Annotated in this window: 12 protein-coding genes; 9 read left to right on the top strand and 3 right to left on the bottom strand. The window is 72.8% G+C overall.

What is annotated here, in order from left to right:
* The 3 genes from Q0741_RS01415 to Q0741_RS01425 form a co-directional block, all read right to left on the bottom strand.
* Positions 1-842 (bottom strand): histidine kinase dimerization/phospho-acceptor domain-containing protein (locus Q0741_RS01415; protein WP_298231494.1); only part of this gene is annotated, 842 nt, incomplete at its 3' end.
* Positions 843-868: 26 nt separating this feature from the next.
* Positions 869-1,528 (bottom strand): response regulator transcription factor, encoded by a 660-nt coding sequence (locus Q0741_RS01420; RefSeq protein WP_298231419.1) that lies wholly within the window; start codon positions 1,526-1,528, stop codon positions 869-871.
* Between the two features lie 273 nt (positions 1,529-1,801).
* Positions 1,802-2,467 (bottom strand): DUF2076 family protein, encoded by a 666-nt coding sequence (locus Q0741_RS01425; RefSeq protein WP_298231420.1) that lies wholly within the window; start codon positions 2,465-2,467, stop codon positions 1,802-1,804.
* Positions 2,468-2,641: 174 nt separating this feature from the next.
* Between Q0741_RS01425 and Q0741_RS01430 the strand changes: the two genes are divergently transcribed.
* The 9 genes from Q0741_RS01430 to Q0741_RS01470 are packed head-to-tail and all read left to right on the top strand — an operon-like array spanning position 2,642 to position 12,231.
* Positions 2,642-3,532, top strand: a complete 891-nt coding sequence (locus Q0741_RS01430) for an STAS domain-containing protein (RefSeq protein WP_298231421.1) — start codon at positions 2,642-2,644, stop codon at positions 3,530-3,532.
* A 4-nt stretch (positions 3,533-3,536) separates the two neighbouring features.
* Positions 3,537-3,947: an STAS domain-containing protein gene (locus Q0741_RS01435; protein WP_298231422.1), complete on the top strand. Its 411-nt coding sequence runs from the start codon at positions 3,537-3,539 to the stop codon at positions 3,945-3,947.
* On the top strand, positions 3,940-4,329 hold the full coding sequence (locus tag Q0741_RS01440; protein WP_298231423.1) for an ATP-binding protein: 390 nt from the start codon (positions 3,940-3,942) through the stop codon (positions 4,327-4,329). Before Q0741_RS01435 ends, Q0741_RS01440 begins: the two co-directional genes overlap by 8 nt.
* Positions 4,330-4,354: 25 nt before the next feature.
* Positions 4,355-5,344 (top strand): SpoIIE family protein phosphatase, encoded by a 990-nt coding sequence (locus tag Q0741_RS01445; protein WP_298231424.1) that lies wholly within the window; start codon positions 4,355-4,357, stop codon positions 5,342-5,344.
* The gene (locus Q0741_RS01450) at positions 5,341-7,101 is read left to right on the top strand and encodes an ATP-binding protein (protein WP_298231425.1); all 1,761 of its coding nucleotides are present in this window, start codon (positions 5,341-5,343) and stop codon (positions 7,099-7,101) included. Before Q0741_RS01445 ends, Q0741_RS01450 begins: the two co-directional genes overlap by 4 nt.
* Positions 7,098-8,780: a response regulator gene (locus tag Q0741_RS01455; RefSeq protein WP_298231426.1), complete on the top strand. Its 1,683-nt coding sequence runs from the start codon at positions 7,098-7,100 to the stop codon at positions 8,778-8,780. Before Q0741_RS01450 ends, Q0741_RS01455 begins: the two co-directional genes overlap by 4 nt.
* A gap of 6 nt (positions 8,781-8,786) precedes the next feature.
* The gene (locus Q0741_RS01460; protein ID WP_298231427.1) at positions 8,787-10,274 is read left to right on the top strand and encodes a hypothetical protein; all 1,488 of its coding nucleotides are present in this window, start codon (positions 8,787-8,789) and stop codon (positions 10,272-10,274) included.
* The gene (locus tag Q0741_RS01465; RefSeq protein WP_298231428.1) at positions 10,271-11,755 is read left to right on the top strand and encodes a hypothetical protein; all 1,485 of its coding nucleotides are present in this window, start codon (positions 10,271-10,273) and stop codon (positions 11,753-11,755) included. The genes Q0741_RS01460 and Q0741_RS01465 overlap by 4 nt, the downstream gene beginning before the upstream one ends.
* Before the next feature lie 50 nt (positions 11,756-11,805).
* Positions 11,806-12,231 carry a hypothetical protein gene (locus Q0741_RS01470; protein ID WP_298231429.1) on the top strand — a complete coding sequence of 142 codons (426 nt, stop codon included), beginning with the start codon at positions 11,806-11,808 and terminating at the stop codon, positions 12,229-12,231.
* Positions 12,232-12,257: the final 26 nt, after the last annotated feature.

Here is a 12,257-nt window from a genome sequence, read left to right on the forward strand (position 1 = left end):
TGGTGGCGCGCCAGCACCAGCAGCTGCTCCACCAGCCGCGTGGCGCGGTCGATGCCGGCCGTCAGGCGCTGGATGGCGCGCTCGCGCGCGGCCTCGTCCGGCGCGCGCTGCAGGCCCTGCGCCTGCAGCTTCAGCGCCGCCAGCGGCGAGCGCAGCTCGTGCGCGGCGTCGGCAACAAAACTCTTCTGCGCCTCGAAGGCCTGGCGCACGCGCGCGAACAGCAGGTTGAGTTCGTCGGCCAGCGGCTGGATTTCCTCGGGCAAATCGCGCCCGTGCACCGCGCCCAGGTTCTCGGCCTGGCGCGAGGCCACCTGGCGCTGCAGCCGCTGCACCGGCGCCAGCGAGCTGCTGACCACGGCCCAGGCCAGCAGCATCAGCAGCGGCGCCAGCACGCCGATGGGCGCCACGGTGCGCAGCGCCAGCGTGCGCGCCATCTCGCGCCGCGCCGCCATGTCCTGCGCCACCTGGATCACCTGCGTGCGCGTCTGCAGCGAGAACACGCGGTAGGTGCTGCCGTGCGCCTGCACGTCGGAGAAGCCCAGCACCGCGTGCTGCGGCAGCGCCGCGCGCGCGGCGGACTGGAACACGCGCAGCCCGTCGGCGGTCCAGACCTGCACCACGAAGTCGAAGTTCTCGGCCTCGGCCGCGTCGGGCAGCCCGCCGCGCGCGGTCAGCCCGGGGCGCAGCGCCAGCGCCATCTGCTGCATGTGGTAGTCGAAGATCTGGTCGGCCTCGGCGCGCGCGGTGCCGTAGGCGGCGATGCCCTGCGCCAGCGCCGTGAGCACGATGGCCGCCAGCAGCAGCCACAGCAGCCGCGCGCGCAGGGACTGCGGCAGTCGCATCCGCATCGGTGTCTCCCCGTCCCGCTTCAGCCCTTGGGCACCATGTAGCCCAGGCCGCGCACGTTGAGGATGGTGTCGGCCCCCAGCTTCTTGCGCAGCCCGTGGATGTAGACCTCCACCGCGTTGGAGCTGATGCCGTCCCGCCAGCCGTAGAGCTTCTCTTCCAGCTGGGCGCGCGACAGCACCAGGCCCGGGCGCGCGATCAGCGGCTCCAGCACCGCCCACTCGCGCGCCGACAGCACCACCGGCTGGCCGCCCACGCTGGCCTCGCGCGTGGCCGGGTTGAGCGAGACGCCCCGGTGCTCGTACACCGGCTCGGCGCGTCCGGCGGCGCGGCGCAGCAGGGCGCGGATGCGCGCCAGCAGCTCGTCGAGGTCGTAGGGCTTGAGCACGTAGTCGTCGGCGCCGGCGTCCAGGCCCTCGATGCGCTGGGCCACGGCGTCGCGCGCGGTGGTGATGAGCACGGGCGTGCGGTCCTTGCGCGCGCGCAAGGTGCGCAGCACCTCCAGCCCGTCGCGCCGGGGCAGGCCCAGGTCCAGCAGCAGCAGGTCGTAGGCCTGTGTGCGCAGCGCCGTCTCGGCCATCTCGCCGTCCTTGACCCAGTCCACGGCGTAGTGCTCGGCGCGCAGCAGGTCCAGCACGGCCTCGCCGATCATCGTGTCGTCTTCCACCAGCAGCAGGCGCATGGGGACAAGGTTCCTTTCCCAATCCAATTGATTTCGACAGAAGGCTGAAGCACGGGTGCGGCCCTTCTGCTTCGCCATTCCCGCGAAGGCGGGAACCCAGGCGGCCCCCAAGCAGAACGTAAGCGGATCGGACGGAACACCAGAGGCTTCTGGCTCGATTCGCTGCACTGTCGCTTCGCTCTAACGTGGGGCCACCTGGGTCCCCGCCTGCGCGGGGATGACGGAGTAGTGAACGAAGCGACGCAGCTTACGGCCAGCGTCGCAGTCGCCTGATCACGTCCAGTCGTCCCCACCCCCATCGAACTCCCCGCCGTCGCCCAGCATGTCGCCGCTGAACGGGTCGCCGCCGGGGGCGTTGCCGGGGTCCGCGAACGCGTTGCCGCTGATGGCGTCCAGCGGCGACTGCATGTCGCCCGACAGCAGCCCCTGCCCGGCGCCGCCGGCGTCGGGGTGGTCGTGGTCATGGAACAGCGCATCCAGCCCGTGGAAGAGCAGGCTGCCGCCCAGCACCCCCGCGCCCACCGCCGCGGCGTTGCGCAGGAAGCCGCCACCGGCCGACGGCGCGCCTGGGCCGTATCCCGGCCCGTACCCGGGGCCCGATCCGGGGTAGCCGGGCCTCACCCCGGCGGGCGCGCCGCGCTGGAAGAGGCCGCCCCAGCGCGACGGCGCCTGCGCCGTGCCCGCCGGCTGCGACGGAGGGTAGCCCTGGGCTGGCTGGCCCGGCGCCTGTCCCTGGCGCAGCTGCTGCAGCTCGGCCTGGGCCTGTTCCAGCGCCAGCTCCAGCATCAGCGCGCGCTGCAGCAGCAGGTAGGGCGCGTCGGGCCGCACCTTCATCAGCGCGGCCAGCTCCAGCGCGGCGTCCTCGTCCTGCGGCGCCTCGGGGGCGCGCGACAGGCGCGTGACCAGACGCACGACCCGGAGTCTTTCCTCTGCGTTCATCAGCTGTCTCCTGTGGCGGTCACGGCAGGGAACGCCGCGATTCAAGAATCCGTGGACAGCAACCCTTGGACCGGCCTGAATCCCGGCCCTGTCCCACGGGCTGCGACTGCCCGCCTGGCGCCCTTGCGGCGCCGACTATGATGGCCCCGATACCCCCAAAGGAGCGATTCACACATGGCACAGGCAGGCACGCAGGTCACTTCGGAGCTGCTCAACGCCCACGAGGCCGAGGTGCTGCAGCAGTGGCTGCAGCAGCTCAAGGACGACGGGGCGCTGCACAGCGGCCGCATCCGCGAGGGTGAGCTGCAGACCCAGTGCAGCCAGTTCCTGCGCCTGCTGCGCGAAGCGCTCAACGCCGGCGCGCAGGACGTCGACGCCCCCGCCTTCGGCCCAGTGCGCGAGCTGCTGGCGGACATCTCCGTCTCGCGCGCCACGCAGGGCTTCAGCCCGCGCGAGACCACGCTCTTCATCTTCTCGCTCAAGCAGCCGCTGTTCGACGTGTTCGGCCGCCACGCGGGCATCGACCAGGCCGCCACGCTGGCCGCCAACTGGAGCATCGGGTTGCTGCTGGACCGGCTGGGCCTCCACACCATGGAGGCCTACCAGAGGACGCGCGAGGAGCTGATCGTGCGCCAGCAGCAGGAGATCGCCGAGCTCTCCACGCCGGTGATCAAGCTGTGGGACGGCATCCTGGCGCTGCCGCTCATCGGCACGCTGGACAGCCAGCGCACGCAGGTGGTGATGGAGAACCTGCTGGAGTCCATCGTCCAGCAGAGCGCAGGCATCGCCATCATCGACATCACCGGCGTGCCCACGGTGGACACGCTCACCGCGCAACACCTGCTCAAGACCGTGGCCGCGGCGCGGCTCATGGGCGCGGACTGCATCATCAGCGGCATCCGCCCGCAGATCGCGCAGACCATGGTGCACCTGGGCGTGGAGCTGGACGTGGTGTCCAAGGCCACGCTGGCCGACGCCTTCGCGCTGGCGCTGTCCAGGCAGGGCCGCGCCGTCATGAGGCGCCGCGTCGATGCGGTCCCCAGCGGCTACGCACCGCAGGCCTGAGCCCATGGACCGCATTCCCATCCTCAAGCTGGGCGACGTGCTGCTGGTGACGATCCAGGTGGACATGCACGACGAGCTGGCCTCGGCGCTGGAGGAGGACCTCACCCAGCGCATCGTCGCGGTGGGCGCGCGCGGCGTGCTCATCGACATCTCCGCGCTGGAGATCGTGGACAGCTTCATGGGCCGCATGCTGGACAACATCGCCGCGGTGTCGCGCATCCTCGATGCCGACACGGTGGTGGTGGGCATGCGCCCGGCCGTGGCGATCACGCTGGTGGAGCTGGGCCTGTCGCTGCATGGCGTGAAGACCGCGCTCGACGTCGACAAGGGCCTGGCGCTGATCGCGGGCTCTGCGCGCCACGCCTGGCGCAACACCATCGTCGCCGACGACGAGGACGGCGCCTACGGTGAGTGACATCCTGGAGATCCGCAGCTCCGAAGACGTGGTGCGGGTGCGCCAGCGCGTGCGCGCCGTGGCGGTGGAGGCCGGGCTGAGCCTGGTGGACCAGACCAAGATCGTCACCGCCGCCAGCGAACTGGCGCGCAACACGCTGGACTACGGCGGCGGCGGCACGGTGCGCATCGATCTCGTGGCCGGGCCGCGGCGCGGCGTGCGGCTGCAGTTCGAGGACCAGGGCCCGGGCATTGCCGACATCGCCGCCGCGCTGCGCGACGGCTTCACCACCGGCGGCGGCCTGGGCCTGGGGCTGGGCGGCGCCAAGCGGCTGTCCAGCGAGTTCGCCATCGATTCCACGCCGGGACAAGGTACGCGCGTGACGATCGCGCGTTTCAAGTGAGCGACCACCACCGGAGCGGCAGTACATGTTCGAAGTGATGGTCAACGATTCCAGCGCCGTGGCCGAGGCGCGGCGCCGCGCGGTGGCGGCCGCCGAGGCGCTGGGCTTCGACGAGGTGCGCGCCGGGCAGCTGGCCATCGTCGCCACCGAGCTGGGCACCAACCTGATCAAGCACGGCGGCGGTGGGCGGCTGCTGGTGGGCTGCGGCAGCGACCACGTCGAGTTGCTGGCCCTGGACAAGGGCCCCGGCATGGCCGACCTCGCCGCCTGCCTGGCCGACGGCTATTCCTCCGCCGGCACCGCGGGCAACGGCCTGGGCGCGGTGCGGCGCCTGGCGCAGTCCTTCCACGTCGCCTCCTGGCCCGGCAAGGGCGCGGCGGTGCTGGCCTGCCTCTCGCGCAGCGGCGGGCCGGCCCGCGAGCCCGACCACGGCGAGGCGCTGGGCGGCGTGAGCATCGCCAAGCCCGGCGAGCGCGCCTGCGGCGACGCCTGGGCCGCGCATGTGGAAGGACGCGTGCGGACCGTGTTCATGGTCGATGGCCTGGGCCACGGCACCGAGGCCGCGGTGGCGGCCAACGAGGCGGTCGCGCAGTTCCAGCGCAGCCGCCACGAGCCGCCGGCGCAGATCGTGCAGGCGGTGCACCAGGCCCTGCGCCACACCCGCGGCGGCGCGGTGGCGGTGGCACGCATCGACCCGGCCAGCGCGACCGTCTCCTTCGTGGGCCTGGGCAACATCGCCGCGGCGGTGGTGGGCGGCGGCACGGTGCGGCGCATGGTCTCGCACAACGGCACGGCCGGGCACAACGCCCGAAAGATCCAGGCCTTCGACTACCCCTGCGGCCCCGGCGCGCTGCTGGTGATGCACTCCGACGGCCTGTCCTCCGGCTGGTCGCTGGACGCCTACCCGGGCCTGCAGCGCATGCCCCCGCTGCTGGTGGCCGGCGTGCTCTACCGCGACTTCGCGCGCGGGCGCGACGACGCCACCGTGGTGGTGGCGCGCACGGAGGCGCCATGACCACGAACCAGGTACTGGCCCGCCTGCCGCTGGCCGCCGCCGCCGACGTGGTCGCGGCGCGGCAGAACGCGCACCGCCTGGCCGAGCGCCTGGGGCTGGACCGCCAGGCGCAGACGCGCATCGCCACCGCGGTGTCGGAGATGGCGCGCAACGCCTTCACGCACGCGCGCGGCGGCGAGGTCGAGCTGGCGGTGGATGCGCCCGCGCAGCCGCAGCACCTGTGCGTGACGGTGCGCGACCGCGGCCCCGGTATCGCCGAGCTGCAGGCCGTGCTCAGCGGGCAGAAGAGCTTCCAGCCCGGTCGCGGCACCGGGCTGCCCAGCGCGCGGCGCCTGGTGGACCGCTTCGAGATCGAGTCCTCGCCTGGCGGCACCACGGTGCGGCTGTGGCAGCGCATCCCCCGGGCGGCCGCGGCGCGGCTGACGCCGGTGGCGCTGCACGCGCTGGGCGCCGCGCTGGCCGGCGCGCGGCCCGATCCGCTGGCGGCGCTGCACGAGCAGGACCGCGAGCTGATCCAGAGCCTGGCGGACCTGCAGGAGCGCCAGACCGAGGCCGAGCGCCTGAACCGCGAGTTGGAGGAGACCAACCGCGGCGTGGTGGCGCTGTACTCGGAGCTGGACCAGAAGGCCGAGCAGCTGCGCAGCGCCAGCGACATGAAGTCGAAGTTCCTGTCGCACATGAGCCACGAGTTCCGCACGCCGCTGAACTCGATCCTGGCGCTGACGCGGCTGCTGGCCGACGGCGTGGACGGCGAGCTCAACCGCGAGCAGCAGCGCCAGGTGGACTACATCCGCCGCTCGGCGCAGGGGCTGCTGGACATGGTCAACGACCTGCTGGACCTGGCCAAGGTGGAGGCCGGGCGGCTGGACATCCGGCCCGTGAGCTTCGGCATCGACGCGCTCTTCGCCGGGCTGCGCGGCTCGCTCAAGCCGCTGCTGGTGAACCCGGCGGTGGACCTGATCTTCGACGAGCCCGCGGGGCTGCCCGAGCTCTACGCCGATGAGCAGAAGGTGGCGCAGGTGCTGCGCAACCTGATCTCCAACGCGCTGAAGTTCACGCAGCGCGGCCACGTGCGCGTGAGCGCGCGCCACGAGGCGGGCAGCGCGCGCATGGTGTTCACGGTGGAGGACACGGGCATCGGCATCGCGCCGGAGCACCTGCAGACCATCTTCGAGGAGTTCACGCAGGTGCAGGGCGCGCTGCAGCGCGGCGGCACGGGGCTGGGGCTGCCGCTGTCGCGGCGGCTGGCGCAGTTCATGGGCGGCGACGTCACGGTGCGCAGCACCCCGGATGTGGGCTCCACCTTCGAGCTGTACCTCCCCCTGCGTTACGGGAGTTTTGCCGAGGTGCCGGAACCCGGCGATGGCACGCCGGATGCCGCGCAGCTCGTGGTGATCGATGACGAGGAGGCCTTCCGCTACGTCATCCGCCACATCGCGCAGGACGCGGGGATGCGCGTGCTGGAGGCAGAGGACGGCGAGGCCGGGCTGGCGCTGGTGCGGCGGAGCCGTCCGGACGTGGTGATCCTGGATTTGCACATGCCGCGCCTGGACGGCTTCACGGTGCTGCAGGCGCTGGCTGCCGATGCGCGGCTGCGCACGGTGCCGGTGGTGGTGTGCACGTCGCAGGCGCTGTCGCTGGACCAGAAGCGCGCGCTGGCCGCGGCCTACGCCATCGTGCCCAAGCACGACATCTCGCGCGACGGGCTCACCACACTCATTCACTCCGTGATCAATCAAGGGCGAGGGACTGCATGAGCGGCAGCAGCATCAACGAGGGCGGCGCCGGCGCGGACGGCACCCAGGGCAGCAACGCGGCGACCATCCTCAACGTCGATGACACCGAGCCCGCGCGCTACGCGAAGAACCGCACGCTGCGCTATGCGGGCTTCGAGGTGGTGGACGCCGGCACGGGCCACGAGGCGCTGGCGCAGATGGAGGCGCTGCGCCCGGCGCTGGTGCTGCTGGACGTGCGGCTGCCCGACATCAACGGCATCGAGGTGTGCAAGCAGATCAAGCAGCGCTGGCCCACGACCATGGTGCTGCAGACCTCGGCCACCTTCACCAGCGCCGCGGACCGCGCGCGCGGGCTGGAGGGCGGCGCCGACGCCTACCTGATCCAGCCCATCGACCCCGACGAGCTCGTCGCCGCCGTGCGCGCACTGCTGCGGCTGCACGCGGCCGAGAGCGGCACGCGCGCGCTCAACGAGAGCCTGGAGCGGCGCATCGAGGAGCGCACCCGCGCGCTGCACCAGGCCAACATCCGGCTCATCGAGCAGATCGCGCAGCGCGAGCGCGCCGAGGCGGTGCTGGTGCAGTCGCAGAAGATGGAGGCCATCGGCCAGCTCACCGGCTCGATGGCGCACGACTTCAACAACATCCTGGCGTCGATGGTGGGCTACATCCACTTGGTGCAGCGCATGGCCGGCGACCCGAAGATCAGCGCGCTGCTGGACAAGGCGCTGGCCGCGGCCGAGCGCGGCAAGCAGCTCACGCTGCGGCTGCTGGCCTTCTCGCGCAGCAACGACCTGGTCACCGGCCCCATCGACGTGCGCACGCTGCTGCTGGGCCTGCGCGACTGGCTGCGCCAGGCGGTGGAAAGCGCCATCGTGCTGAACATCGAGCTGCAGGAGGGCGCCGAGCTGGTGGCCGTGACCGACGCCAACCAGCTGGAGCTGGCGATCCTCAACCTCGTGCTCAACGCCAAGGACGCCATGCCCCAGGGCGGCAGCATCAGCATCGAGGCCCGCGTGCAACGTCTGGCCGAGCCCGAAGCGGATCTGCTGCCCGGTGCCTACGTCGTCATCACCGTGACGGATACCGGCACCGGCATGACGCCGGAGGTGGCCGCTAAAGCCTTCGACCCGTTCTTCACCACCAAGCCCGTGGGCCGCGGCACGGGGCTGGGGCTGGCGCAGGTGGCCAACGTGGCGCGGCTGTCGCGGGGCGGCGCGCGCCTCGTCAGCGAGCTGGGCCAGGGGACGCAGGTGTCGCTGTGGCTGGCCGCGGGCAGCGGCGCGGAGCTCGCTCCGCCGCAGGAGCGCGCGCTGCCGCGCACCCTGGCCGGGTGCGGCGAGCGGGTGCTGGTGATCGACGACGAACCCGACATCCGCCGCACCATGGCCGAGCTGCTGCGCGACAACGGCTACGAGGTGCTCAGCGCCGCGGACGGCGGCGCGGCGCTGTCGGCCTACGCGGACTTCTCGCCGCAGGTGCTGCTGCTGGACCTGGGGCTGCCGGGCTTGAGCGGCATCGAGGTGGCGCGGCGGCTGCGCCAGTTGTCGCCGTCGCTGCCCATCATTTTCGTCAGCGGCCATGCCGACCGCGAGTTGCTGTGGACCGCCGTGCCCGGTGCGCGGCTGCTGCGCAAGCCCTTCCATACCGAGGAGCTGTACGCCGAGGTGCGGCGCTGCCTGGACGAGCGGCAGGAGGCCTGAGGGGCGATGGCGACCCGCGGCGCGACGGACGGAATATGGCCCCTGGCTTCCGGTACCTGGCGTGCCGGCGGTGCGGCACGCGCCGACTACAAGCTGCTGGCCACGGCGCTGGGGCACGAGCCGTCCGAGGCGTTGCCCGCCACGGACTTGCGCGCGCTGTTCCACGCTCCGGCCGGCGGCCCGCTGTATCCGCCTGAATTCCTTTTCAGCCCGGCGGACGGACGGGCGCTGGAGCGGCCCGCGGAGGCCGGGCCATGGATAGCGCCCTTCGGCGCGCCGCCCGTGACGCCTGCCGCGCCGGTCCACGCCCGCGGCCTGTTGCGCTGCGCGCAGGCGCTGCGGCTGGCGGCCATGCGGGCCGTGCGCGAGGAGCCGGCGCCGGCGGACGTGCGCCTGGCGCAAGTCCCGCCCGGGCACTACGAGTTTTTCTCGCTGCGCGCGGCCACCGCGGCGCCTGTGCTGCTGGCGCTGGACCCCGACCAGGGCGTGCCCCTGGCGTACCTGCCGCGCAGCCGGCGCTGGGAACCGCTGGTGCATCCGCAAGATCGCCTGCCCGCGCTTTCGGGCTTGCCGCGCGCGTCCTGGCGCTGCGAAGTGGCGCAGGGCCGCAAGGGCTGCCGGCTGCTGCTGCCCACGCAGGCCGGCCTCGTGCGGCTGCTGCCTGACGTGCCGGCACTGCGCTTCGACCTGGAAGACGTGGGCGATGCGCCGGCCCTGGGCAGTCCGATCCAGTTCGGCCGCCAGGTGTGGCTGCCGCTGCGCTGTGCGGACGGCGGCGTGCAGCTCGCGGGCATCGACGCTCAGAACACGCTGGTGCAGCTGCCGCTGGCCGGCGGCCCCTGCGCTGCTGTGGCCGAGCCGCTGCAGGCGCCGGTGTCCACGGCGCAGTGGGCGGTGTGGCCCGGCGCTGCGGGCCAGTTGCGGCTGCGCCGCAGCGATGACGCTTTCAAGGCCGACTTCCTGCCCTGGCCCGAGGGGCTGAGCCCGGTGTTCGACTTCGGCTGCCCGTACCTGGCCCATACCGGCAAGCTGTGGCAGTTGTGCGAGGACGAGCGGGCCGAGGGGCAGTTCGTGTACCTCCAACTCGGAGAGGACCACGCCGAGCGCCAGAAGCTGTCCTCGCCGCGCTCGTGCTCGGGCCGGGCCAGCTTCCGCTCCGCGGTGCGCGACCGCGACCTGCCTTGGGAAGAGCCCCTGCATGCCGACGACGGCCGCGAGCCCCGGGTGATGCTGCCCTTGCTGGAGAGCGCCGAAACCGGCGCCGTGGTGGGCTTGCGCGTGCCGGTGCTGCGCGGGCTGCGGGCCGTGTTCGAGCTCCCGGCGCGCAAGCCCTGCGTGCTGCTGCTCGATGACCCGCGTGACGGGGAGCAGGTCCTGATCGACCTGTCGGGCGTGTCCGAGCCCTGGCGCACGCGGCTGTTCGTGCACGACAGCCACCTGTGGGCCTACCACCCGGAGCTCGACGCCATTCCCGGCTGGAGGCTGGCGCCGTGACCGCGCCGCGCCGCCGGATCGCCGCCGTCGTCGTGCTTGCCGCAGCGCTGCCGGCACCGGCAGCGGCCATGCAGCACGCTTTCCTGGTCCAGAACTCGGGCTGGATGGAGCCCTTCTACGCCGATCCGGCCTCGCCCTTCAAGGCGCTGGTGGCAGCGGTGGCGCAGGCGGCGGTCGAACCGCAGGACACGGTCTACACCCTGGCCTTCAGCCAGAGCAGCGCGGGCAACGAGTCGCCGCGGCTGCTCTCGAAGGCCCAGGGCGCAGGCGAGGTGGCACGCCACCTGGGGGCGCTGCAGGTGGCGCGCAAGGGCGCCGGGCCGGCGCTGGCGGATACCGATTTCCAGGAGGCCATCACCAAGACCATCACCGGCCCCCTTGGCGCCGCGCCGGGGGTGCTGTGGATCTTCACCAACAACCGCAACAGCCCCGGCAACGACCCGCGCACCGCCGAGCGCAACCGCGACTTCTACCGGCTGCTGCACCTGGAGCCGTCCATCACCCGCACGCTGGCTTTCCCGCTGAGCATGCCGGTGCAGGGGCGGCTCTACAGCGCGCGCGGGCTCATGGTCTATGCGCTGGCCTACGGCCAGAGCGCCTCGCAGGCGCTGGAGAACATCCTGGCCAAGGGCGCCCTGTCCCGGGTGCTGACGCAGGCGCCGGCACGCCTGAAGCCGCTGGACCAGGAGGCCGTGCGCATCGTCCCCGAGGCGGTGGCGAACGCCCGCCAGCTGCGCGCGAGCCTGGGCAGCGACCAGCGCACCATCGTGCTGGACGCGCAATCCGGCGATCTGCGGCCCGAAGTGGTGCTGCGGGCCTCGCTGCAGAACCTGTTCTATCCCTACGCCATCCGCGAGGCCGAGGTGCAGGCGCGGCTCGACGCGGCCGGGCAGCAGCTGCCGGTGCAGGTGAGCCCGGCGCGGGTGCAGGCGCTGCAGCCCGGCGCACGCCAGCCGGTGGAGGTGCGGCTGGCGCTGCCCATGGCGCAGGTGCCCTCGGCCTGGTCCACGCAGGCGCTGGCGGCCATGGGCAAGCAGGTGCTGCTGCCGATGACGGTGGAGATCGGCCTGTCCGGACAGCGGCTGGAAGTCGCGCCGGCCTTTGCCGGGCAGATGGCGGCGCTGTTCCCCGGCGATCCGCTGCCGGAGGTGTTCACCCCGCCCGAGAGCGCACGCGCGTCGCGGGCACGCGTGCCGCTGCTGTTGCGCGTGCAATACCCGCTGGCGCCGGTGCTGGCGCTGCTGGGCGGCGTGCTGGCGCTGGTGGCGGGCGGGGCCGGACTGGCGGTGGCCGCCTCGCGCAGCCGGCGCTACGAGCTGGACGTGGACGGGCTGCGGCGCGCCGTCGTGCTCAAGCGCTTCGGCCGGCTGGCGGTGCGCGACCCCGAGGGGCAGGTGGTGGGCGAAGTGCGGCGCGGCTGGGGCCGGCCGCGGGTGGTTTCGACGGCGCAGGGGCACACGCTGGCCTTCACCGGCCGCTGAACGGGGTTCCTGCGCGATCCTGGGCATGCTAAGAGGCAAAGGAGATCGCGATGGCGCAGGGAGACTTGTCCAACAGCAGCAGTGGCTTCAGTTTGCCGCCGCCCGGCGGTGAGGCCTCGGCCCCCGGCGGGGCGGCCACGACGGCGATGCCGGGCGGCGAGGCGATGCCGCTGCCGCCCCTGGCCGACACCACCTCGCGCGATCTGCTCATCGGCGGCGCGATCCTGCTGGTGCTCTTCGTCGGCTTCTTCTTCGCCAAGAACGGCTACGCCAACGCGCTGGTGGCGCGGCGCGTGCCGCCGGTGAAGGCCAACGCGGCGGGCTGGGGCCTGTTCGTGGCGCTGGCCAGCATCGGCACGGCCGTGGTGCTCAGCGCGGTGAACGCGGCGCGCTTCATGACGCCGCTGATCCTGGTCCCGCTGGGCGCCGTGGCGCTGCTGTCGCTGGGGCTGATGGTGTTCAACGGCCGCAAGTAGCCGGGCCGTGCAACGGGAGGCATGCA

The sequence above is a fragment of the uncultured Azohydromonas sp. genome, assembly GCF_937926365.1.
Lineage (GTDB): Bacteria > Pseudomonadota > Gammaproteobacteria > Burkholderiales > Burkholderiaceae_C > Azohydromonas.